Source organism: Streptomyces angustmyceticus (genome assembly GCF_040701845.1).
Taxonomy (GTDB): Bacteria; Actinomycetota; Actinomycetes; order Streptomycetales; family Streptomycetaceae; genus Streptomyces; species Streptomyces angustmyceticus_A.
Window position 1 is genome coordinate 22,271 of sequence record NZ_JBFBHQ010000008.1, and the last position, 23,193, is coordinate 45,463.

Sequence of the window (23,193 nt, forward strand, 5' to 3'; positions counted from 1 at the left end):
CTTTAGGTGCTTGACACCTGGGAACTTGAGGTCTCGCGGTCCTGGGGCTCTCAGCGCCTTGACGGAACTTGAGGGCCCCATCGGTGTCTTGGGGCCTTGGGGGTTCAGCACCTCGAGGGAACTTGAAGGTTCCTTCGGCGTCTTGGGGACTTGAGGGCCTTGAGGGTCTTCGTGATCGAGGGTCCTCAGAGCCCTCGCGGGCTTCGGAGGTGTGGGCGCCTGAGGTCTTTCGGTGCTTGGGGGTCTCCGGGCCTTCGGGGGCTCTGGAGAGCGCGCTCCTCGCTGGGGAGTGCGCTGAAACGAGGGAACCGAGGAACAGGGGAACTCACGAATCAGGAAGCCGGGAACCAGGAGGCCAGGGGCTGTCGGCTCCGAGGTCAGTGCCCCTCCCCTTCAGGGCAACAACAACCAGTCCGCGGCCAGTGCGGCCGCCAGGCCAATGGCCAGCAACCAGGTGCCGAGCCGGGTTCGCCCGTGCCGGCTGAGTTCGATCACCACACCACAGAGCACCAGCGCGGCCCCGTACACCCCGACCACCAGCACCGACGTACGCGACGCCAGGCGCACCACGAGCACCCCCGCCATCGCGGCCATCAACACCGAGGCCAGCACGATGCGTATTCGCCTGGCCTGACGAGGCGTCAGCCCCACTCGACTCTCGACCAGGGGCTCTTCATCGCCGACTACGTCCATGAGCGGGAATGCTACGGGACGAGTGATCGCCAAGACCCCCCACTCCCCCGAAAAGCCAACCGCACTCAGATCAGAGCCGGTTCGTCCCGGCTACACCAAAGCCCCGCACCCACGGGGCCCGGAGCACGAATGCCCCGGGCCCCATCCCATCAGCCGCACCTCGTCCGCTACTACTGCCCTGGCGGCGGCTGCACAGGCGGCGCCGACGGGTACGCCCCAGAAGCCCCGTACTGCTGATAGGCCCCGGGCTGCTGGTATGCCCCTTGCTGCGGATACGGCCCGGCCTGGTGATACGGCGCAGGCTGCTGGTACGGGCCCGGTTGCTGGTAGGGACCCGGCTGCTGCGGTGCGAACCCAGGACCACCAGGACTACCGAAGCCGCCAGGGGGCGGGCCATTGCGGTCGTTCTTCTTCTGACGGACCACCACGATGACGATGATCGCGACAACTACGAGGACGCCAACCGCAATGCTCACGATGACAACGGGGCTGAGCCCGCTGTCCGCCTGCTCGCTTTCCTGGTCGCCGGCAGCACTCGGTGCGCCGGGAGCCGTCTCTCCGCCGGCCCTGGGAGCGGACTCCTCCTTAGGGGTCTTCAGCGGACCGTTCTTGGAACCAGGCGGGAGATCCTTCGTCAGTGCGCTGAAGGGCTTGATGAATCCATAACCGTAGTGCGGATCCGGGAGCTTCATTCCGGCCTCGCCCGGCGGCAGACCAGCCGTCTTCACCATTCGGTTGGCAATCTGACCGGCAGAAAGGTCGGGGAACTTAGCGCGGAGGAGGGCTGCAGCGCCCGAGACGTAGGCCGCTGAGTCAGAGGTGCCATTGGCCAGCCGGTACGGCTTCGATGCGGCCGCAGACCGGATTCGCGTACCTGGCGCCGTCAGCATTGTCTGGCGTCCATAATTGGACTCTTCCCATACCTGACCAGAGTTGTCGACAGCACCAACGGCAACTACCCCCGGGAAGGAGGTCAATTGGTCAAGCCCGCCGACTCCGTCGTTACCTGTTGCAACGACGAGGAAGACATCCTCCTTGACCGCCTTGGACAGGGCCTGCTTATCCTCTGTGGTCAGGGTGGACTGACCGAACGACATGTTGATAACAGACGCGCCATTGTCAACAGCGTAATTCACAGCCTCCGCCAAGCCGCCCGAATTCAGGTCCGAAATTGAGTCATCAGACGGGATGCCCACTGGCAGAATTTTCGCGTCGGGAGCTAGCCCCTTGACCCCTTCGGAGTTGCCCGCACCGTGCCCATGACCAGCAATAATAGAAGCCATGGCCGTGCCGTGGTCCCGTTGCTCCTCATGGTTGGCAGGCCCGCCGTTTTCGACATCCTTTCCCCGAAGTACATTACCCCTCAAGTCAGGGTGATCACTGTTGACAGGATCATCGATCACTGCGACAGTGACGCCCTTTCCTGTGGAAACCTTCCACACACTCTCGGCATCAAATGCCTTCAACGGCCACTGATCATTTCTGATCTGGTCCGCAGAAGCAGTCGGAGCGGCGCCGAAGAGCAATGCTCCCGCCACCACCGCACCACCCACTGCACGCAGCGTCCGCGTGAAGCTCACTCCGTAATTCCCCTCCCTGACAAACTTGGGGCCCGCAACCGTCAGGCTGCGGGCCCCAAGTCACTTCTCCCCATGGCTTGCTGCGCCCTCCGCGTCATCCTGGTGACGCCGACAAGCACTCCAACTGGAGACCTTCAGTCTCACAAGCTCAACGCGAGTTCAGACACACTGCTTGCCTCGACCTCAACGCCCCGGAGGCTGGGTGGGCGGCGCCGGCGGGTAGGCCCCAGGGCCATTGGGCTGCTGCTGATACGGCCCGGGCTGCTGGTACGGTCCCGTCTGCTGATAGGGACCCGGCTGCTGCGGCGCGAACCCAGGACCGCCAGGACCACCGAAGCCTCCAGGACCGCCGGGGGGCGGACCATTGCGGCCGTTCTTCTTCTGCCGGATGACAACAACAACGACGATGATCGCCACCACAACGAGGACACCAACGGCGATACCCACAATGGCACCCATACCAAGGCCGTCTTCCTTCTGACCGCTCGCCTGCTGATCACTACCAGCCGTCGTACCTCCGGTAGCCGCGGACGGATCCGCCTTGGGCGCCTTCAGCGGGCCATTCTTGGAGCCGTCCGGGATATCGGCGGTCAGAGCCTTCAGCGGCTGGATGAAGCCGTATCCGTAATGCGCATCAGGAAGCGAAAGCCCCTTCTGCCCCGGCGGCAGGCCGGCCGACTTCACGAGCCGGTTGGCGATCTGGCCTGCAGAGAGGTCGGGGTACTTCGAGCGCAGGAGAGCCGCGGCGGCCGAGACGTACGCGGTGGCGTCAGACGTGCCATCGGCAAGCCGGTACTGCCCAGGGGTAGCCGATGCAGACGTGATCTCTACGCCTGGGGCTGAGAGCAACAGCTGGTTGCCAGAATTGGACTTCCCCCAAACCTGTCCGGTCTTGTCCACCGCCCCTACGGACAGGACCCCCGGAACAGAGGCAAGGTCGCTGATCTTGCTCGCACCGTCGTTTCCTGCTCCAGCGACGACTAGGACGTCCTTCTTGATGGCGTAAGAAACGGCGAGTTCATCGGATTCGGTGATGCCTGCAGGGTCAATCGACAGGTTGATGACAGAAGCACCGTGATCGACAGCGTACTTGATCCAGTTACTGAGCCCTGTATCGTCCACTCCCGTTCCTACCTCGGGAGTGGCAACGGGAAGGATCTTCGCATCCGGCGCAAGTCCCATAACGCCATCGGCATTTCCGGCACCATGCCCGTGGCCAGCAATGAGTGACGCCATGCCGGTTCCGTGGTTACCTGTTCCCTTGCGGTCACCGCGTCCACCATCGATGAAACTCTTCCCTGGCAGCACATTACCCTTCAGATCAGGGTGACTGCCGTTCACGGGATCATCGATTACTGCGACCGTGACGCCCTTGCCCGTCGATTCCTTCCAGATACTCGCAGCATCAAACGCTTTGAGTGGCCATTGATCTTTCCTGTTCTGATCAGCCAAAGCGGTCGGAGCGGTGCCGAAGAGCAGTGCTCCCGCCACCACCGCGCCGCCCACCGCACGCAGCGTCCGCGTGAAGCTCATGCCGTACACCTCTCCCTAGCGAGGTGAGGCCCGCAGCCCAAGGACTGCGGGCCTCACCTCGATTCCGCCGAGCACTTGACCTGGACCGAGCAGGCCCTACTCGATGACCTTGGGCGCCACATTACGCTCCGGCGTCCAGGTCTCCTCATCTTCTACCAGGTAGTCCGGACGCTGTCCGTTCTCTCCGTTCTTGTCCTTGCCCTTTGCCCCATGAGCACCATGCGCACCGGCCATGCCGGCTGGACGCCGACCGCCTGCTGCGCCACCCGATTGTGTGCCGCCACGGCTGCGGTGCAGGCCCGATCCTCCTTGGGACCCGGCGCCGAGCTTGCCGCCCTTGCCTCCGGCAAGACCGCCCTTTTGCCGTGCCATAGCACCGCCCTTGGCGCCAGCGCCCTTGGCACCACCGGCGCCCTTGGCAGCGCCCGCGGCACCACCCATGCCCGGCATACCGGCACGACCAGCGCCGCGAGCACCTGCTCCGGTCCCGGTGCCGCCGGCACGAGCACCACCGGCACCGCCCATGCCGCCGATCATGCCCGGCGCGCCAGCACCTCCGATGCCCGGTCCGGAGCCTCCGCCGACACTGCCCGAGCCTGCGCCCAATCCCCCGGTGCCCGCGCCGCCGCCGACGCCGCCGCCGCCGAGTCCGCCGCCGCCCGTCCCGATGCCACTGCCTCCAGAGAGGCCGTCAAGTCCGGTCCCGACGTGGGGCGCAGGGGCCGGCTTCGGCACGCTGCCGACTCCACCGTCGATGCCGTGCGGCCGCGGCGGTTCCATGGGCGTCGGGGTTGTGTAACCGCCGCCCTTCATCCCCGGCATCTTCCCCGACGGTGCGCCTGTTTTCGGGGTCGACGGCATGGGGCCAAATGCCCCGATACCCGGGATGGCGCCCCCACCACCGTCGCCGTCATGAGCTGGCGGCTGGATGCGATCGTCATCAATACGGGTGGAGCCCAGGGCCTTCACCCCGCTCCGGTACGTCGTCCCCAACTGCTCCATGTAATGAGCAGCCTGGAGCTGACGCTCCTTCCCCAGCGACAGCTGGGTGCGGTTCTTGTTCATGGCATCCCAGATGCTCATGTTCGGGTTCTGCAGGTCGGCCTTCAGCTGCGAGTCATCGCGTCCGTCGCCGCCGACCATTCCGCCCACCAGGCCTCCGACCAGGGCACCCGCGCCCGGGGCGAGAGTGTTGCCGATCGCTGCGCCCTTGCCGACTCCGGAACTCGCCTTGTCGGAGAGCCAGTCCGCCTTGCTCTCCCAGCCGCTCGGTTCCTGAACGTCGTCGACGAACTTCTGGACGTCCTTCAGGTTCTCGCTGATCTGGTGGAGAACCTCGCCCGTGTTGTGCGGATACAGCGCGAGGTTGGCGAAGTTGTCGCTGATCTTTTGTGCCGACGCGGCGAACTGGTCAGCAGAGGAACCGTGCCAGGTCTGCAGGACCTTGGTCACGGCATCATCGAAGTGCTTCTTGATTCCTTCTTGCCAACCCTCGCCGACAAGGGCGACTCGGACATCCCGCCAGCCCTTGGCGACATTGGCGACCTCTCCAGGGTTGGCTCCCGCCACCATCTGCTTGAGGTCGTTCAGTCCCTTCTCCGTGAACTGAGGACGGCTCGCGATGACGTCGTGGCCCACCTCTTGGGACTCACCCGACCCCTTCGCGGGCTTCTTGCGCGGTTCCGGCACCTGGACCTTCGCCGGCTTGAAATCACTGTCCTTCGATGCCATCTACTGTCCCCCACTCCGTCATCGAATAAGTCTTCCTGTCACTGCGATCCGCCGACGGAAGTCACTGTCCGCTCATGCTGATTGAGTTGTCTGCCTCGGCGTCCTGGTAGGCGCCCCTGACCTTGTTCGACTTCTTTCCGAACGTGTCGACAAGGCCCTCAACCATGCGCATCATCTTGTGGATGTCGCCCTTCATCTTCTCGTGAGCCCCGTAGAGCTCCTTCTCCTCCTTGAATCCCTCACCCAGGGATCCATTCGGAAGATAGGTGCTGTTCTCGGCCGTGCTCGTCGAGTCGCCCATCTCCTTGAGGACATGGTTGAGTTCCTTGATGACCTGGTCCAAGGCGTCCAGATCAACGCCGTACTGCCCATGCGCCATGATTAAGCCTCCCCGTGATTGTTCAAACCGGTCTTCCGGCGCCAGTCGCGGATGGCGATCGAGGAGCCGACGACCGCGGCGACGGCAAGAAGTCCGCCGCCGACGATGTAGATGGAAATGCGGGCACGTCGTTCCTCGGGTGATTCACCGAAAGTCACGGCGGCCGGCTGGATGTTGGAGCCGGCAGCCGCGTTGGTGGGCTTGTCCGGCTTGGGTGAGGCGGTGGGCCTGGTGTCGTCGTTGAGGGCGGCCACCGGGTCGACGACGCCCCAGCCGATGTTGTGGTCCGCCTCCCTGCGCACGCGCTCCGCGGTCTGCTCCAGGTGCCAGATGACCTCGCGGGGGGTCCAGGGCCTGGGGTCGTGCTTGTGCTTCGCGATGAGGAGGGCCGCGGCTCCCGCGGCGTAGGGTGCGGCGAAGCTGGTGCCCTGGTCGACGCAGTTGCCGCCGTCGGGGACGGTGGAGACCATGTCGACGCCCGGTGCGGCGATGTCGACCCGCTCGCCCGGCTGGGAGAAGGGGGCCCGCTCGTTGTTGCGGTCCGAGGCCGCGACGGACAGCACGTTGTCGTACTGCTGGAACGAGGCGGGGTACATGTTCTTCTCTTTGCCGCTCGCGCCGTCGTTGCCGGCGGAGGCGACGATGAGGATGTTCTGGGCCGCGGCGTTCCGGATCGCCGCCTGGAGGGGGCCCAGTTTGTCCGGGCTGGCGTCCGTGCCCTGGGAGATGTTGATGACATCGACCTTGAGGCGGACCGCGTAGTTGATGGCGTCGGCCAGGCTGTCGGAGTTTCCGGCCTTCTCGTCGCTCGTCTGCTGCAGCGGGATGACGGTCGCGCCCGGCGCGATGCCGACGAAGCCCGAGCCGGGCTTGCTGCGGGCGGCGATGATGCCCGCGACCTTGGTGCCGTGCCCGACCCGGTCGTCGGTCGGCTTGCCCTTCACGAAGGTCTTCGCGCCGCTTCCGATGGCGGGTTTGATCTGCTGGTTGCCCGCGTCGATGCCGGTGTCGATCACGGCGACCCGGACGCCCTTGCCCGTGGACTGGGCCCACATCTGCTTGGTCAGCAGCCGCTGGAGCGACCAGGGGGTCTCCGGGATGTCGTCGGCGCCGAACTTGCACTCGCCACTGTTGAGCGGCACGTTCGGGTCCGCGACGGCCGGTGCGGCCGTGCCGCACGACAGGCCGGCAATGCACGCCGCCGTGACCAGTGCACCTGCCGCTCGTCGGCGGTGCCCGGCTCGGTGACCAATGGCGCGAGATCCCACGGGTTGTCTGCTCTCCATGTGTGGCGGAAGGGGCGGGGCGGGAGGGAGAAAACGAAGGTGCAGGTGGACGGCAGAAGGGCGAGCGCACCGGTGCAGCGCGCTCGCCCTCATTGACCACTGTGCGAGCCGTCGGGGCTGCTCAGCCGATCGCCATCCGTGATGTGCCGACCTTGGGTCAGCCCGCCCAGATGCCGGAGTTCTTGTGCTCGGTGGCCTGGTAGTTCTGCGCGGCCTGGTCCAGCGCCTTGGCGATGGCCTCGAGCGTCGAGTGCAGGGAGGCGGCGCGCTGGTCCCACTCGCGCTGGCGGGCCTGGTAGCCCTCCTGCGCCGCACCTTCCCAGCTGGCGGCGATCTTCTTGACGCCGGCCTCGAGGTCGTCCAGCTGCTGGCGGATGTTGTTGGCAGTACCGCGCACGTCGGAACTGGCCTGCGAGATCGTCGCGAAATTAACGAGGATCTGGCCTGACATGGTGTCTCCTCAGGAGTAGATGATGCCTGGTCGATTCACATGCCGCAGCGGGCCGGCGGAGTTGTCCGACGGGCCCGGGCTGCGGCAGCTGGGCGTGCGCCGCGGTCAGCGGCGCGGCCCCATCATCCGAACGGGGAAGCCGAGGCGGAGACGTGCGAAATCGACTGGGCCTGCTCCTCCTCGGAGGCGGAGTAGTTCTTCGTGGTCTCGTCGATCGCTTCCTTGATCTCACCCAGCAGCTGGTTGAGACGGTTGGCGTCCTCGTTCACCTGGGACTGGAGCTGGTTGTACGAGGAGGCCGCAGCACCCTTCCAACCAGACGTGATGGTGTCGACGACCGTGTTCAGGCGCGAGATCTCGCCCTGGATCGACTGGTTGACCGAGGAGATCTTGCCGCTGAACGCGACCATCTCCTCCTCGGTGGTTGTGTACTGCTGACCAGCCATAGTCAACGTCCCCCATGAGACTTGTACGTCGTACCGCGGCATGCCGACACAGGCGCTCGCGCGGTAGGCATCTCCTGCTGACGCCTTTGGCTACTTTAACCACTCCATATGCCTCTCCCCAACAGGGGGAGCGTTCTTGTGACGGGATCACAACATCGTCAACTGCCCGCCTTGGAAACGCCGTTCAAGGCAAACGGACAGAAGCGTTGCTATCGGTCACGAACGGGCGCGCCGGAGTGCGACGAAGATCGCACCGGGAACATCCGGGATGGCAGTGGTGAATTTATGGTGCAGGAATCCGGGTGACGGCGAAGTCCGCGCCGATAGCCCCTCCCGGGCGTCGGCGCGGACTTCGCTCATATCAGGACGACTGCGGCTTCAGAGCACTGTGGATGTCCAGCGAAGGGCCCTCGGAGAGCAGGCTGGACCAGGCCTTCAGAATCAGCGGGGGATGCGTGCCGCCGTAGCCGAGGTGGAGCCTGGACTTGTCCAGTTCCTCCTTGTCGCTGCCGGCCTTGCTCGCGCTGTCGTTGTTCCGCGGAATGGAGTAGCGCAGCCCGGTGTCGGTCGCCAGGAAGAGGCTGCCGCTCTTCGCCTGCGGAGTGGGCACCTCGGTGTACAGCAGGCCGCTGCCGGGGGTGACGTACGAGCTGGAGCCGCTGGCCATCTTGGCCGGGTAGTCCGTGCCGATCCAGGTCTGCATGTCCGGCACACCGTTCGGGTAGCCGAGCTGCTTCTCCTCGCCGCCCGGGTACTTGCGGTTGGTGCCGTTGTAGACGCTGCAGGACACGCCGTTGTCCGTGGGGGAGACCAGGCCGCCGGTCTGGGAACCGTGGGTGAAGTCGTTGGCCGCGGACTGGGTTTCGGTCGGCCACGGGGAGTCGATGTCGCCGAACACCTTGCCCAGGAAGGTCGTCGGGTTCCCCGCGTCGTCCGTCTTGGGGTCGATGCTTCCGGCCGCGATGGGCACCGGGGTGAGCCGGGAGCCGTCGGGGTGCAGGATCTTCGCGTTCGCGCCCTCCTCCAGGAGGTTCGCGACGAACTTCGACACCTTCTCGATGCCGTCCCGCTCCACGACGTACTTCTGGCCGGAGCTGTCCTGGAGGATCGAGCCGACCCTCCGGGCCTTCTGCGGGACCTTCGGGTCGCTGGTCTCGCTGCCCGCGCCCTCGACCTTGGGCATGCTGATGGAGAGCTGCTCGGGGACGGGCAGCAGGGTCGCCATGAACTGCTTCGACACCTTCTGCGGGATGGCGCTGGAGCCGAAGACGATGCGGCGCAGTGCGGCGTCGCCCTCCTGCTTGCCCCCGGTGGGGCTCCATCCCATACGGGTGGAGTCGAAGCCGAAGGCCATGCCGTTGTGATCGACCAGCCACCTCTTGCCCTGCGGGTCCTCGACGTACAGCGCCTGGTGGAGGTCGAGCTTGCCCTTGCCCTCGACGAGCTTCTTGTCCTTGCCGGCCAGGACGAAGACGGCCTGCTGGGGCTTGGCGTTGTCGCTGGCGCCGGGGCGGTTGCACACCGCCCAGGTCTTCGGCTTGTCGGCGTCCTCGGGGCTGGGCAGCCGGTCGGGGGCGTACGGAATGCCGAGGGCGGGGCCGTGCGGAATCTTTCCGTCCAGCTCGGATTCCTTGACCTTGACGACTTGGAACTTCGGGTCGATAAGAAGGCGGGCGGAGGCGAGGTTCAGGATGGGGTGCAGCAGTTTCTGACCTTTGCCGCCCTTGCCTTTCAGCACGACATAACGCGTGGTGGATTCGTCCCCGACGATGACATTCTTGCCGACCTCGTCCCACCCCTGCGGAGCAACCGGCTTGAGAATGCCGCACGCGCCGAATCCCACGAGCATCAGGACACCCACGACGATGCTCGGCACCACCGCCTTGAGCGGCTTGGGGGCGCTCTCGATCGAACCGTTCGGCAGCGGCTTCAGAAATGCCGCATTCGTACGCTTTCGAGCGAACGAATACGCATTCAGCTCGTCCCGACGTGATGCCATTGTTGCTTTCTCTCCCCGCCTGTTGGATCCACAGCGACCGCCCCCGGCACTCACGCCGTAGCGCCCTCTACTATGCCGTGTGTCGATCGACCCGTACGGTACGGGTGCCACCTTCCAACGCACCAGTCTCAACGGGCGACCGATACGCCTAGAGGGCCACACCACCAGTAGAGGAGCAGGCCGGGGGATGTCCAGCGCCACCAGGGCTCGACGCCGCAATGGGCGGCAACAGCAGCAACAGCCTTCCGCTGCCCCGCAATACGCGGGAAATGCTGGCCAAAACGGTACAGCTTCGGGCAACAGAGGAAATGGTGACCGGGATTCCGCAGCCCGTCCGGCCGGTCCGGTGGCACCGCGGCTGCGCCAACAGGCCGGAACCATCGGCGGGGTGCGCGTCCAGCAGCTGGCCATCATCGAACTCGCCGCCGCGCTGGTGCTGGTGGGATGGACGATCCACCCGGCCGCGCTGACCGCGGCCATCGTGATCGCGGCCCTTCTGGTCGTCTTCGCGCTCGGCCGGCGGCGGAAGATTCCGCTGCCGGAATGGATCACGACCGTGCGCGCCATGAAGCGCCGCGGCAAGGAGAGCGTGGCCGCGCTCGCCGCCACGCAGGGCGTGGACCCCGCGTTCGCACCGGTGGTGGAGTGCGAACCGGCGCTGCAGACCTACGAGTTCACCACCGAGGCGGACCAGCGCGCCATCGGGTTCGTCGGCGACGGGACGTTCCTGACGGCCCTCGTGCAGGTGGACGCCCGTGACGAACCGCTGCGGCCGCAGCGCGGCAGCCACATGCTGCCGCTCGAGGTGCTGCACACCGCGCTCGACATCGAGGACATCCACCTCGAATCGGTGCAGTTCGTCCAGTACACCCAGCCGGCACCGGCGCCGCACCTGCCCGAACAGGCCGTCGCGGCCCGCTCGTACGCGCCGCTGCAGGCCCAGTCGCAGACGCCGGCGCTGCAGCTGACGTGGATCGCGCTCAAGCTCGACCCCGAGCTGTGCGCGGAGGCGATCGAGGCCCGCGGCGGCGGGATGGAGGGCGCCAAGCGGTCGCTGCTGCGCGCCGCCGACCAGCTCGTCAGCCGGCTGACCGCACACGGCGTACGCGCCAAGGTGCTCGCCGAGCGCGAGGTCGTGGCCGCCATCGGCACCGCGGTGTGCGTCAGCCCCCGGGCCGCCAACGGGGCGATGGGACGCGACGGCCGGGCGGCCCGCCGCACCCAGGAGACGACCCGGGCCATGCGCTGCGACGACCGCTGGCACACCACCTACTGGATCGGCCGCTGGCCCCAACTCGGCGAGGGCGGTGCCCCGTTGGCGGCCGTCACCCAGCTGCTGACCAGTACCAGGGCGATGGCGAGCACCTTCACGCTGACCGCCACGCACGGCGGCGGCCGCGCCCCGGCCATCTCGGGCTACGTCCGTCTTTCCACCCGCAGCGAGAACGAACTCTCGGCCGCCCAGAGCGAGTTGGAGCGCCGTTCCGGTTCCGTGAAGGTCGGGCTCGTACGGCTCGACCGGGAACAGCTGCCCGGCCTGCTGGCCACGCTCCCCCTCGGAGGTACCCGCTGATGGCCTCTCCCACCTATCAGCCCCGCGTCAACACCAGCGGCAACGGCTGGCGCAATCCCCCCATCGGGGGCGCCGTCAGCGGCGGCCGGCTCTCGCACCAGCCGCGCCCGGACGAGGAGCAGTCGGGCCCGACCGGCCCGAAGCCCCGGCCCGGTTTCGGCCTGCGGGGCCCGCGGCGCAGCCCGCACGTCCTGACCGCCGAGTCGCTCGCCTCGCTGACCCTGCCGGTCGGCGACGACGGCGTGATCATCGGCATCGACCCGCAGAACCAGCCCGCCGTGCTGAGCCTGCTGCGTCCGTCGCCGATGGAGATCGCGCTGGTCGGCAGCATGTGGATGGCACAGGTGCTGGCGCTGCGCACGGTCGCCACCGGTGCCCGGGTCGCGGTCGAGACGGCACGGCCGCCGGCCTGGGGGCAGATGGCGCAGGCCGCGGGCGGCGGACAGCAGTGCGTCTCCGTCCACGACGTGCGGCAGATCGCTCCCCAGGGACCGTCGGTTTCCAGCCCCGTGCTGGTCGTGCGGGACATGGGTGCGCGCCCCCCGCGCAATCAGCTCGCCCCGAGCCCCTGGCAGTCGGTGCTGACCGTGCTGCCGTTCCTCGGGCCGCGGTCGCCGCAGATGCTCAGCCGTGCCGACCTGGTCGGTCTGCAGCGGCTTTCGCCCGAGGAGGCGGAGGTTGTGACGCGAATCATGCGGCTGCCGGAGCAGGTCGGCGCGGTGCTGCCGACGCTCAGCGACAACGCCATGCTGTGGTGCTCGCGCGACGGCCACCAGTTCGTCATGACCCAGCCCACGGAGGCGGAGACCAACCTGCTCGGCGGGCCGCGCCGTATGGACTGACCACCACCGCGGGCCGGTTGCCCCGCGGGCGCTTCGCGCAGCACGTACGCAACCGGCCGCAGGCACCGCTCCACGGGCGCACCCACGGGTGCGCCCGTCAGCGTGCCGAGGGGCTCGAAGACGACAGGGCACCGACTGCCGCTGGGGGCCGACTCTTGATTAGGCTGTGTGGGAGAGCCGCAGGAGCACAGCACGACGGCAGTCGAAACGGGGACGAAGACAGTTAGTGTTGGCGCAACCCCGGGTGGTGTGTTCCGACTTCCGCTACATCCGATCGATCCGCCTGTATCCGGTCCTGCCGTTCAGGTGCGTTGCAGTACACCAGGAGGCACAGTGAACGAGCAGGAGGCTTTCCGTCCGGACGGAAACGATCCTGACGACGACCAGTCCGAGTTCGACCTGACCGGTGAGTTCAAGATCGATTTCGCCGCACCGGCCTGGTACGCGAGCAACGACACCAGTGGTGGGGGCAGTGCCGCCTCCCCCGCGACCCCTCCTGCGTCTTCGCCCACCCCTCCGCCCACCGGTCAGCCGCCGGCCGGGCCCGCCCAGAGTGCGCCCGGAATGCCGCCGCAGCAGGGTGCGCCCGGGATTCCCCAGCAGGGTGCGCCGACGGCTCCGCCGCCCGTGGACGCCGCACCCCCGGGCTTCCCGACGCTGCGCCCGCAGGACGCCGGTCATGACGCACCGGCTCCCGGGCCCGAGGCGGCCGCGGAGGCCGCGCCGGGCGCGAACGACGACGCGGGCGCCGGTAATCGGCGCTCGGGCACGGACGACCCGTCGGCTTCCCTGTGGGACGACGACGAGGACACCGAAGCGGAGACCACGAGCGCGTCCGAGCCCGAGGCCGCACCCGCCGTGACGCCGCAGCCGCAGGCCGCGGAGGCGCCGCAGCCGGATGCCCCCGTGGCGCCGCAGGCCGCCGAGGGCGGAGCTCCGGCCCCCGAGGCCGCTGCCCCCGTCCAGCCGGCCCCCGAGGCCACGGCACAGGGCGCACAGCCCGCCCCGGCCCAGCCGCAGCCGCAGCCGCAGCCGCAGCCGCAGCCGCAACAGGCCGTGCCCCAGCAGGGCATGCCTCAGCAAGGCGTACCGCAGCAGGGAGTGCCCCAGCAGACGCCTCCGCAGGGCATGCCCCAACAAGGCATGCCCCAGCCGGGCGTCCCCCAGCAGGGAGCACCGCAGCAGGGTGCTCCGTGGGGCGCTGCGGCCGAAGGCCAGCAGCAGGGTGTGCCCGGGCAGGGGAACCTGCCGCCGCTACCGGCGGAGTTCCAGCCGGCGGACCCGCGGATGGCACAGGCGCAGGCCCAGGCCGCTCAGCAGGGCCAGCAGCAGGCTCCGGCCCAGCAGCAACAGCAGGCGCACCAGCCGCAGGCCGGCTATCCGCAGGGACAGCCCGCCCAACAGGGCGGCTACCCGCAACAGCAGCAGGGCGTCCCCGGCCAGCAGCAGTCCGGTTACGGCTATCCGCAGTCCGGCTACGGCTACCCCCAGCAGGGCCAGCAGCCGCAGCAGCACGCGGCGGCGCAGCAGTCCGGTTACGGCTATCCGCAGACCGGTGCGCAGGGCTACCCGCAGCAGGGCCAGTACCCCCAGCAGGCACAGGCGGCCGCTTACGGCCAGCAGCAGGCCGCCGCACAGCAGGCGGCACAGGCCCAGGCAGCCCAGGCCCAAGCGGCTCAGGCCCAGCAGGCTCAGCAGGCCCAGGCGCAGCAGGCTCAGCAGGCCCAGGCGCAGCAGGCCCAGCAGGCTCAGGCCCACCAGCAGGCTCAACAGGCCCAGCAGCAGGCGCAGTACCAGCCGCTCCCCGGCCAGCAGGCCGCCGACCCGAACGCCGCGGCGAACTACGCGTCGTACTCGCAGCCGGGTCAGCAGCAGCCGCAGCAGCGGGCCGCTCCCGGCGCGCCGCTCGGGTACAGCGCCGCGGTGGAGCTGACCTCCGACCGGCTGCTGCGCAACCAGCCCAAGAAGCGCAAGCCCGGCGCCAACGCCCAGCCGTCCAAGTTCAAGCTGGGCGCGAAGAAGGAGGAGGCGGAGCGCCAGCGCAAGCTGGAGCTGATCCGTACGCCGGTGATGTCCTGCTACCGGATCGCGGTGATCAGCCTCAAGGGCGGTGTCGGCAAGACCACCACGACCACCGCGCTCGGCTCCACCCTCGCGTCCGAGCGGCAGGACAAGATCCTGGCGATCGACGCCAACCCGGACGCCGGCACGCTCGGCCGACGGGTGCGGCGCGAGACCGGTGCGACCATCCGTGACCTGGTGGGTGCCATCCCGCACCTGCACAGCTACATGGACATCCGCCGGTTCACCTCGCAGGCCCCCTCGGGCCTGGAGATCCTCGCCAACGACGTGGACCCCGCGGTCTCCACGACGTTCAACGACGAGGACTACCGCCGGGCGATCGACATCCTCGGCAAGCAGTACCCGATCATCCTCACCGACTCGGGTACGGGTCTGCTCTACAGCGCGATGCGCGGAGTCCTCGACCTCGCCGACCAGTTGATCATCATCTCCACTCCGTCCGTGGACGGTGCGAGCAGTGCGAGCACCACCCTGGACTGGCTGTCCGCGCACGGCTACGCCGACCTGGTGCAGCGCGGGATCACGGTCATCTCGGGTGTCCGCGAGACCGGCAAGATGATCAAGATCGATGACATCGTGTCGCACTTCGAGACCCGCTGCCGCGGCGTGGTGGTCGTCCCCTTCGACGAGCATCTCGCCGCCGGTGCCGAGGTCGACCTCGACATGATGCGGCCCAAGACCCGCGAGGCGTACTTCAACCTCTCCGCCCTGGTGGCCGAGGACTTCGCGCGGGCGCAGCAGGCGGCGGGGATGTATCCGCAGCAGCAGATGGGCGGCGACCCGTACGCCCAGCAGCAGTACGCCCAGCAAGGGCAGCCCCAGCAGGCACCGCCCCAGGCGCAGCAGCCGCAGCAGGGCCAGCCGCCGGCCGGTTACCCGCCGCAGCAGGGCGGCTGGACCCAGCAGCCGGCGCAACCGCCGGCGCACTGGCAGCAGCAACAGCCCGCTCCGGACGCGCCGCAGCCGGAACACCCGGGCCTGGCACCGGGGTGGCAGCAGCAGCCGCCTCCGCAGTGAGACGGGCGTAGGGCACTTGCCTCACCCCGCGGGCGCACCGCACCGCGGTGAGGCAGGTGCCACGCACACAACGGGTCGGGGCCCGGCATCAGTAAGATGCCGGGCCCCGACCCGTATCACGCAATCCCTCGGACGAGTGAACCGTTCCCGGCCGAACTCCGCCTGGAACCAGCCGAGTTGGCGATACCTCACCTCTACACCCGCCCACCCCCCGAAGGGGGGTGGGCGGCGGGGAAAAACCTGGGGGGGGAACCTGGGGGGAAACCTGGGGGAAAACCTGGAGGAAAGACCGCGCGGCCCAAGGGGAAAGAAGGCGCGAGAAGCCCGAAGGCTCAGCCCGCGTCCGCGATCAGGCCCCGGGCCAGCTTCACATCGACCGCCATGCGCTCCAGCAACGCGTCGAGCGTGTCGAACTTCTCCTGGCCGCGGATGTAGGCGAGGAAGTCCACCCCGACGTGCAGGCCGTACAGGTCCAGCCCGACCCGGTCGATGGCGTACGCCTCGACGGTGCGGGCCTTGCCGTCGAACTGCGGGTTGGTGCCGACCGAGATGGCCGCCGGCATCGCCTCGCCCTCGACCTGGAGCAGCCCCGCGTAGACGCCGTCGGCCGGGATCGCGGTGTGCGGCAGGGTCTCCACATTGGCCGTCGGGAAGCCCAGTTCGCGGCCGCGCTGGGCACCGCGCACGACGACGCCCTCGACCCGGTGCGGCCGCCCGAGGACCTCCATGGCACCGGCCACATCGCCCTCGGCGACCAGCCGGCGGGTGAGCGTGGAGGAGAACGGCTCGCCGCCGCCCGCCGCCCCGCGCTCGTAGAGGTCGATGACCTCCACGGTGTAGTCGTAGGTGGTCCCGAGCTCGGCGAGGGTCTCGACGTTGCCGGTCGCCTTGTGCCCGAAGCGGAAGTTGGGGCCCTCGACGACAACCTGCGCGTGCAGCTTGTCGACCAGCACCTTGACCACGAAGTCGGCCGGGGCCAGCTTCGAGAACTCCTTGGTGAACGGGAGGATCAGCACCGCGTCCACCCCCAGTCCCGCCATCAGCTCCGCGCGCCGGTGGTGCGGCGCCAGCAGCGGCGGGTGGGTACCGGGCCGCACGACCTCGCTCGGGTGCGGGTCGAACGTGACGACCACCGCGGGAATCCCCAGCTCACGGGCGCGCGCGACGGCCTTGCCGATGATCAATTGGTGGCCGCGGTGCACTCCGTCGTACGAGCCGATGGTGACGACGCTGCGTCCCCAGCCCTCGGGGATGTCCTCCAAGCCACGCCAGCGCTGCACAGTGCCCGCTCCTCGCCCGAACCGTGTCCGTCCCTTGCGCCAATTCGGCATGGCGCAGGTCTAAGACTGCCATGCCGCGGGTGATGCTCCGCGCGAAGGGTGGCGCAGAGCGCTTGCCGGAGCACGGGCCCGCCCTTGCACCGAGGGCGGTCCCGCACGCTCCCGGACGGTCTCGGACGGTCTCGGACGGTCTCGGAATGCCCCGTACCGTCTCCGTACGGCCACGACGATCTCGCCCGGCCACGGACGGGCGGCGTGACGCCCGGGGACACCGGGGACACCGGGGACACCGGGGACACCGGAGACACCCATGCGAACGGCCAGGAGGACGCCCGCAGAAGCCAACGGGCACGGCGGTGGCCTCCGAACCGCTCCCGTCCCCGTCAGCCGTGGCACCCGGCCAGCGTGGCGCGGGCGCCGGGGCCCATGACGGCCGCCCACTCCCCCGGCTCGTCCGCGACCCAGTCCTGTACCCGTCGTGCGAAGCCGGGCACCCGCCGCCCCAGTTCCACCAGCCGCCGGTCGAAGCAGGCCGCGCCCTCCGGCGTACGGGCCAGCAGCATCCCGGTGCGGTGGACCAGCTCCCTGGTGCGCTCCGCCGGACGCCGCTCCGCGCCCTCGGCGGCCGCCTGCAGCAGCGCCTCCAGCACCCGGGTGTCCCGGCCGCACTCCTCGTACGCCCCGTGCGGTGGTGCGTACGAGGCCTCTTGCGCCAGCAGTACATCGAGCAGCTCGCGGCGCAGCGGTGCCGCATCGCCGCCGCCCGTTCCGGCCACCACCCCCGCCAGCGCGCACCGCACCGCCACGGGGGACCCGGTCAGCAGCTCCACGGCGAGCGGGCGGAGCGCGGCGCGGGCGGCGGGGCCGCGCTCCAGTCGCCGGACGACGAACTCCGCGACCGGCGCCGCGGCGCGGTCCGGGCTGTGCCGCGCACAGTCACGGACGAGGTCGGCGACACGGGCGACGAGGTCCGGCGCATCGGCGCGGGCGAGCATGCGCAGCAGTGCGGCCGCCACCGGCGGGCCCTCGCCGCCGACCAGCCGGGCCCGGAAGGCGTTCAGCACCGGCCCCGGCTGCTCGGCCAGGGCGGCCGTGAACGCCGTGGGCGGCAGCTGCGGATCCCCCGCGACGAAGCGGGCCAGCGCGCGGTCCAGGAAGCGGGAGCGGGTGGCCGGGTCGCCCATCAGCAGGGCCAGGGCGGAGCCGTGGTGGGCGCTGTCGGCGCTCCGGGCGAGCAGGCAGAGGGCCGCGTAGCGCAGCAGGGCCCGGTCGGCCCCGGCGGTCGCATGCCGGGCGGCCCGCAGGCCGTACGAGACGGCGGCGGCCCGGCGCTCGGGGCGCTCGTCGTGCGCCCAGCGGTCCACGGCCCGGCACACCGCCGCCGGCTCGTCCTCGGCGAGCGCGTCCATCAGCTCGTCGCCCTTGGGGTGCGCGGCCCGGACCAGCGCTTCCGTGAGCGCGTCGAGCGCCCGGTGGCGATGGGTGTGCAGCAGCGCCTGCGCGGCGCCGGCCACGGTGATCTCGCCGGGCGCAGCGCCCGCGGGGCCGTCCGGGCCGCCGTCCTCCGCGCCGGGGCGCTGCAGCGGGCGGGTGTCGTCGAACCAGGCGCACAGCAGCGGCTGCATCCGTTCCGGATCCGCGCGCAGCAACTCCGCGGCGGCGTCGAGGAACCGTGGCGGGTGTCCCGCGACGGGCCCGGATGCGGCGACCGCCTGGGACGCGCTGCCACCGGTGTCCGCCACGGCTGAGGTGCCGGGCCCCCGCGCGGCGACCGCCCAGCCGTCGCCGTCCCCGTCGGACGCCGGGTCGTCGGCGGGGTGGACGCGTACGCGGGGCGGCGGCGCGAAGCGACCACCGGCGTGCGGCGCGCCGGCGGGCACGACGGCCGACGACCGGCCGCCGGGCCCGGGGCCGGACGGCGTCGAGCGGTCGGACGGCGCTGATGGACCGAGCGGCGCCGAGAGGTCGGACGGCGCGCCTGAACCGGACGGCGCCGAGGGACCGCAGGACGCGGCGGGACCGTACGGCGTCGGCCGGTCGGACGACACGGCCGCACCGGACGGCATCGGCCGGCGGGGCGGCGGCGACGACGGTCCCGACGCCGCCGCCCCTGCGGACCACGACGACCGGCCGGGCGTCGCCGCAGGACCGGACGACGCCACCCCCGCACACCCCCGTACTCCGCCCGCCCCGCGAACCAGCCCGCCCGGCGGCGGCCCGTCGGCCGGCAGCAGGCGGCGCAGCAGGTCCATCCGGTCCTCGTCGGTGAGGGCCAGCCGCTCCCAGAACCACGGTCCGAACGCCTCCAGGCCCGTGTGGGCGAAGCCGCCCGCCCGCAGGGACCGTTCGGTGATCCGGTCCGCCAGCAGCCGCAGTACGCCCGTGTACGGCCTCGCGTCGGGGACCCGGCGCAGCACTCCGGACAGCAGATGAGCGGCCCACCAGCGGCCGTCGAGGGCGTGCCCGGCGGGTGGGCCGGCCAAGGAGCCGGCCGCGGGGGCGGTCGCCATCGGCACCAACTCCGCGAGCCGGAAGGTCAGTTGCACCGTGCCCTCGCGCCTGCCGAGCAGCAGCAGCGCCTGGACGGCCGGTCCGACGCGGTGTCCGGGGACGTGCAGCAGGTCGAGGTCGACGTGGGCGCCCTGCAGCCACTCCGCGAACTCCTCGTGGGCGAAGCGGAATCCGGTACCGGCCGGGACCAGCAGCCCCTCGGCGAGCACGGCGGCCGCCCAGCCGGGCTCCCGCGGAAACACCTCCTCGAAGGTCGTGCGGTCCAGCGCGCCCGGCCCGGGGCCCAGGCAGCGGCGGGCCGCCTCGTGCACCTGGCCGGCGACCTGGGCGGCCAGCCGGCGGACGGCGGTGCCGCGCGGTGCGGGCCGCTGGGCGCCCGCGAGCCGTACGGCGATGCGCAGGCACACCAGGTCCAGGTAGGCGTCGAAGATCTGGTGGCGGTCGGGGGTGGCGAGGCCGGCCGGCTCGTCGGCGCGTCCGCCGGCCGCGTCCCCCTTGGGGAGCGCCGCAGCGACCTCCGCGAGCAGGCGCAGGGCCAGCGGATGGCGGGCGTCGGGCGCGGCCAGTGCGCCGGGCGGCAGGCCGTAGCGGGCCCGGGCGCGCTCCGCCGCCTCCTCGGGGAGGTCGCCGAGCTCCACGCAGGCGGGCAGGGCGGGGGCCGGGCGCAGCGGCCGGTGCAGCAGGCCGGGCGGGAAGAGCGCCCCGGCCCGCTCCCAGTACGCGGGGCGGCAGGCGATCACCAGCAGCGCCCGGGTGCTGCGCAGCCAGTCGGCGGTCGCCGCGGTCCACTCGGCGAGCCGCTCGCCCTGCGCCAGGGCCGCCGGCATCTCCTCCGGCCCGTCGAGGAGCACCAGCAGCGGACGTCCGGCCGCGGAAGCCGCCCGTGCCACGCCCTGGAGAGTGGTGTCCGCGGGGTCACCGGCCGTACGGCCCGCCCCGGCGACGGTCCGGCCGGCGGACCGCAGGGCGCGCTCGACGGCCGTGTGCAGCCCCTCGTCGCCGGGCCGCAACTCCGCGCCGCGCAGCCAGACGGTCGCGGCGGGGTCCGGGCCCTGTGCCCGGCGTGCCGCGAGACCGGCCAGTTCGGTGCTCCGCCCGGACCCCGGCTCCCCCACCAGGCCCAGCACACACGCCCCTGCCGCCCCGTGGCGCTCCTCGAAGCGGGTGAACTCCGCGGCCGGCTCCGGCCGTTCGACAGGTTCCCTCCACACCCGCGGCCGCTCGGCGGAGCCCCTGGTCAGCTCGGCGAGGTGCCGCGCGCCTGCCGGGTTCACTTCGCTGCCGTAGGCGGGGACGGTCGCCGCGTTGCGCTCCAGCAGTGCGGCCAGTGCGCCCCGGGGTGCGGCCTCGGCGGCCGCGCGCAGAGGAATCGCGAAGCCGCCCGCGCGGCGCCCGAAGGGCTCCCCGGCCCGGGGCCGGCCGGGCGCCTGGGGGTGCAGTGCGGTGCCGAGGACACCGAGCACCGCGCCGGTCCGGGCGTCGAGCACCGGCCCGCCGACCGCGGGGCCGCCCAGCCGCAGCGCCTCCCGGCCCCCGGCGCACAGCCCGAGCTCCAGGGTTTCGTCGAGGAGATGGACGCGCGCGGCGGCGGTGTACATCACTCCGGCGCCCGGCCCGACGACCGTGCCGTCGAGCCAGCCGCCGGCCCAGAGCCGGGCCGCGGTGCCCGGGGCCGGCCGGCCCGCGGCGATCGGCAGCGGTGTGAGCCGGTGCGGCCCGAAGCCGCCGGTCCGTACGAGGGCGAGCCCGGCCTCCGGGAGGGGCGTGAGGGCATCGGCTGCCACTACGCACGTCCATCCGCCGCCCCCGGCCGCGCCGCCCGTCGCGCCGTCCGTCATGGGTTGCAGCACCAGTTGCGCCGCCCCGTCCACCGCTTCGTGGCTGGTGATCACGGTGCCGTCGTGGTCCGCGAGAACCCCCGTGCCACGCGTCCGACCTGCCAGATCTCGGATCCGCACCAGTGCCGTGTCCGCATCGGCATCCAGCAATGCCATCGCCGGTCCTCTCGCCCGCTCTTGTCCCCCGAACGGTAAGCAGGCGGTGATCGTCTCGACAGGGGTGCCTTCCAACGCGCCCCCCTCCACGCCTTGCTTCACTTCGAGCGCCTCACCGAATGAGTGAATGGCCGGACCGCAGCGGAGACGGACGGCGGGCGGGGAGGCGGCGGCACGGGTCCGCATCACCTGTCCGTCGTGGTGGTCGAGGGTCCGGTCGCCCTCCGGGGCGGCCGCCGGCGGCGCGTACGGGCACGCGAAAGGGCCGGGCCCGGGGCGCCTGTCGCGCCTGGGGGCCCGGCCCTGCGGGGGGGGCGGTTGACCGCCAACGGTCCTCAGACCGCGAACACCGCCAGGCTCTTCGCCTTCCCGCCCTGGTTCTCCACCAGCGCGAGGAACCGGCCGTCCGGTCCGAACGCCGCGACCGGGCCGCTGCCCTCGAAGCACGGCATCGGGATCCGGGCGCCGTTGAGCAGCAGCCTTGCCTGTGCCTCGGGCACGTCCCAGCGGGTGAACGCGGCGGCCGCCGCGTCCCCGAGCGGCATGACCGGCAGGCCCTCCCCCTCCGGGTCGTCCACGGCGGCCTGGAGCTGGTCGAGCGTGCGCGCCCGGTCCAGCTTGTACGGGCCGACGCGGGTGCGGCGCAGCGCCGTCAGATGGCCGCCGACCCCGAGCCCCTCCCCCAGGTCACGGGCGAGGGCGCGGATGTACGTGCCGGACGAGCACTCGACGGAGACCAGCAGATCGGTCACCGGGGTGCCGTCCTCGGCCTCGGCCTCGTGCGCGGAGTGCACCACGAACGAGGAGACGGTGACCGGCCGGGCCGGGATCTCCACGTCCTCGCCGTCGCGGACCCGCGAGTACGACCGCTTGCCGTTGATCTTGATGGCGCTGACCTTCGACGGGACCTGCATGATCGCGCCGGACAGCCTGCCGACGCCCGCGTCGATGTCCTCGCGGGCGAGGCCGTGCGCCGCCTTCGACGCGGTGATCTCGCCCTCGGCGTCATCGGTGATCGTCGTCTGGCCGAGCCGGATCGTGCCGACGTACTCCTTCTCCGTCAGCGCGAGGTGGCCGAGCAGCTTGGTGGCCCGCTCGATGCCCAGGACGAGCACGCCCGTCGCCATCGGGTCGAGCGTGCCGGCGTGCCCGACCCGGCGGGTGCGCGCCATTCCGCGCATCTTCGCCACCACGTCGTGCGAAGTGAAGCCGGACGGCTTGTCGACGATGACGAGGCCCGCCCGTCGCCCACCACCGCCCTTGCCGGAGAGCGCTGCGCGCCCGCCCCCCTCGTGCGGCTTGTTGCTCTCACGCTTCATTCTGCCGCGGTGCCCTCGTCGTCGTCCTCGCCCGGCTTGCGGTAGGGGTCGGCCTCGCCGGCGTACTGGGCGCCCGAGGAGACCTCGCGCACCTTGGCGTCCGACGCCCGGGCCTTGTCGAGCAGGTCGTCGATCGTCTTGGCGTTCTCCGGCAGGGCGTCCGGCACGAAGGTCAGGGTCGGCGTGAACTTCGTCCCCGCCGCGGCCCCGACCGCGGAGCGCAGAATGCCCTTGGCGCTCTCCAGCCCGGCGGCGGCACTGGCCCGCTCCTCGTCATCGCCGTAGACCGTGTAGAAGACCGTAGCCTCCCGCAGGTCGCCGGTGACCCGGGTGTCCGTGATGGTCACGTGTGAACCGAGCCGCGGGTCCTTGATACCGCGCTGCAGCTTCTGGGCGACCACCTCCCGGATGAGGTCCGCCAGCTTCTTCGCCCGCGCATTGTCGGCCACTGGTCCGTCTCCTTCTTTCTTCCACAAT

General features: G+C 70.6%; 16 protein-coding genes. 3 read left to right on the plus strand and 13 right to left on the minus strand.

The window, feature by feature from the left end; translation table 11 throughout:
- Positions 1 to 393 precede the first annotated feature (393 nt).
- The 9 genes from AB0411_RS19555 to eccB form a co-directional block, all read right to left on the minus strand.
- Positions 394 to 693: a hypothetical protein gene (locus AB0411_RS19555; protein ID WP_366418549.1), complete on the minus strand. Its 300-nt coding sequence runs from the start codon at positions 691 to 693 to the stop codon at positions 394 to 396.
- Between the two features lie 170 nt (positions 694 to 863).
- The gene (locus AB0411_RS19560; RefSeq protein ID WP_366418550.1) at positions 864 to 2,273 is read right to left on the minus strand and encodes a S8 family serine peptidase; all 1,410 of its coding nucleotides are present in this window, start codon (positions 2,271 to 2,273) and stop codon (positions 864 to 866) included.
- A 183-nt stretch (positions 2,274 to 2,456) separates the two neighbouring features.
- Positions 2,457 to 3,806, minus strand: coding sequence for a S8 family serine peptidase (locus AB0411_RS19565; RefSeq protein ID WP_366418551.1), 1,350 nt, complete (start codon positions 3,804 to 3,806; stop codon positions 2,457 to 2,459).
- Positions 3,807 to 3,902: 96 nt separating this feature from the next.
- Entirely contained in the window at positions 3,903 to 5,537 is a 1,635-nt protein-coding gene (locus tag AB0411_RS19570; RefSeq protein ID WP_366418552.1) for a WXG100 family type VII secretion target, read from the minus strand.
- Between the two features lie 61 nt (positions 5,538 to 5,598).
- Positions 5,599 to 5,916, minus strand: coding sequence for a hypothetical protein (locus AB0411_RS19575; RefSeq protein ID WP_260635517.1), 318 nt, complete (start codon positions 5,914 to 5,916; stop codon positions 5,599 to 5,601).
- A 2-nt stretch (positions 5,917 to 5,918) separates the two neighbouring features.
- A complete protein-coding gene (gene mycP, locus AB0411_RS19580; RefSeq protein WP_366418553.1) occupies positions 5,919 to 7,058 on the minus strand; it encodes a type VII secretion-associated serine protease mycosin in 1,140 nt (379 codons plus the stop codon).
- A 301-nt stretch (positions 7,059 to 7,359) separates the two neighbouring features.
- Positions 7,360 to 7,653, minus strand: a complete 294-nt coding sequence (locus AB0411_RS19585; protein ID WP_006602760.1) for a WXG100 family type VII secretion target — start codon at positions 7,651 to 7,653, stop codon at positions 7,360 to 7,362.
- Positions 7,654 to 7,775: 122 nt separating this feature from the next.
- Positions 7,776 to 8,099 (minus strand): WXG100 family type VII secretion target, encoded by a 324-nt coding sequence (locus tag AB0411_RS19590; RefSeq protein ID WP_006602761.1) that lies wholly within the window; start codon positions 8,097 to 8,099, stop codon positions 7,776 to 7,778.
- Positions 8,100 to 8,460: 361 nt separating this feature from the next.
- The gene (gene eccB / locus AB0411_RS19595; protein WP_366418554.1) at positions 8,461 to 10,098 is read right to left on the minus strand and encodes a type VII secretion protein EccB; all 1,638 of its coding nucleotides are present in this window, start codon (positions 10,096 to 10,098) and stop codon (positions 8,461 to 8,463) included.
- 346 nt (positions 10,099 to 10,444) lie between these two features.
- On the opposite strand from eccB, the gene eccE reads away from it, so the two are divergent.
- The 3 genes from eccE to AB0411_RS19610 all read left to right on the plus strand — a co-directional run bounded on the left by eccE (position 10,445) and on the right by AB0411_RS19610 (position 15,612).
- Complete coding sequence (gene eccE / locus AB0411_RS19600) at positions 10,445 to 11,671, plus strand: type VII secretion protein EccE (RefSeq protein ID WP_366418555.1); 1,227 nt, start codon at positions 10,445 to 10,447, stop codon at positions 11,669 to 11,671.
- Positions 11,671 to 12,513: a hypothetical protein gene (locus AB0411_RS19605; RefSeq protein ID WP_366418556.1), complete on the plus strand. Its 843-nt coding sequence runs from the start codon at positions 11,671 to 11,673 to the stop codon at positions 12,511 to 12,513. The genes eccE and AB0411_RS19605 overlap by 1 nt, the downstream gene beginning before the upstream one ends.
- A 333-nt stretch (positions 12,514 to 12,846) precedes the next feature.
- Positions 12,847 to 15,612, plus strand: a complete 2,766-nt coding sequence (locus AB0411_RS19610; RefSeq protein WP_366418557.1) for an SCO5717 family growth-regulating ATPase — start codon at positions 12,847 to 12,849, stop codon at positions 15,610 to 15,612.
- A 332-nt stretch (positions 15,613 to 15,944) separates the two neighbouring features.
- Here AB0411_RS19610 and AB0411_RS19615 read toward each other — a convergent pair whose 3' ends face one another.
- From AB0411_RS19615 to rbfA, 4 genes are all read right to left on the minus strand, one after another.
- Complete coding sequence (locus AB0411_RS19615; RefSeq protein WP_366418558.1) at positions 15,945 to 16,892, minus strand: bifunctional riboflavin kinase/FAD synthetase; 948 nt, start codon at positions 16,890 to 16,892, stop codon at positions 15,945 to 15,947.
- A gap of 383 nt (positions 16,893 to 17,275) precedes the next feature.
- The gene (locus tag AB0411_RS19620) at positions 17,276 to 21,397 is read right to left on the minus strand and encodes a hypothetical protein (RefSeq protein ID WP_366418559.1); all 4,122 of its coding nucleotides are present in this window, start codon (positions 21,395 to 21,397) and stop codon (positions 17,276 to 17,278) included.
- 335 nt (positions 21,398 to 21,732) lie between these two features.
- Positions 21,733 to 22,716, minus strand: a complete 984-nt coding sequence (gene truB / locus AB0411_RS19625; RefSeq protein ID WP_366418560.1) for a tRNA pseudouridine(55) synthase TruB — start codon at positions 22,714 to 22,716, stop codon at positions 21,733 to 21,735.
- A complete protein-coding gene (gene rbfA, locus AB0411_RS19630) occupies positions 22,713 to 23,165 on the minus strand; it encodes a 30S ribosome-binding factor RbfA (RefSeq protein WP_366418561.1) in 453 nt (150 codons plus the stop codon). Before rbfA ends, truB begins: the two co-directional genes overlap by 4 nt.
- Positions 23,166 to 23,193 lie beyond the last annotated feature (28 nt).

Excerpts from the sequence above, each read along its gene's own strand:
- truB (WP_366418560.1), bottom strand. The coding sequence starts at position 22,716 with ATGAAGCGTGAGAGCAACAAGCCGCACGAGGGGGGCGGGCGCGCAGCG.
- AB0411_RS19590 (WP_006602761.1), bottom strand. The coding sequence starts at position 8,099 with ATGGCTGGTCAGCAGTACACAACCACCGAGGAGGAGATGGTCGCGTTC.
- AB0411_RS19565 (WP_366418551.1), bottom strand. The coding sequence starts at position 3,806 with ATGAGCTTCACGCGGACGCTGCGTGCGGTGGGCGGCGCGGTGGTGGCG.
- AB0411_RS19605 (WP_366418556.1), top strand. The coding sequence starts at position 11,671 with ATGGCCTCTCCCACCTATCAGCCCCGCGTCAACACCAGCGGCAACGGC.
- AB0411_RS19575 (WP_260635517.1), bottom strand. The coding sequence starts at position 5,916 with ATGGCGCATGGGCAGTACGGCGTTGATCTGGACGCCTTGGACCAGGTC.
- AB0411_RS19620 (WP_366418559.1), bottom strand. The coding sequence starts at position 21,397 with ATGGCATTGCTGGATGCCGATGCGGACACGGCACTGGTGCGGATCCGA.
- AB0411_RS19570 (WP_366418552.1), bottom strand. The coding sequence starts at position 5,537 with ATGGCATCGAAGGACAGTGATTTCAAGCCGGCGAAGGTCCAGGTGCCG.
- AB0411_RS19585 (WP_006602760.1), bottom strand. The coding sequence starts at position 7,653 with ATGTCAGGCCAGATCCTCGTTAATTTCGCGACGATCTCGCAGGCCAGT.
- AB0411_RS19555 (WP_366418549.1), bottom strand. The coding sequence starts at position 693 with ATGGACGTAGTCGGCGATGAAGAGCCCCTGGTCGAGAGTCGAGTGGGG.
- eccB (WP_366418554.1), bottom strand. The coding sequence starts at position 10,098 with ATGGCATCACGTCGGGACGAGCTGAATGCGTATTCGTTCGCTCGAAAG.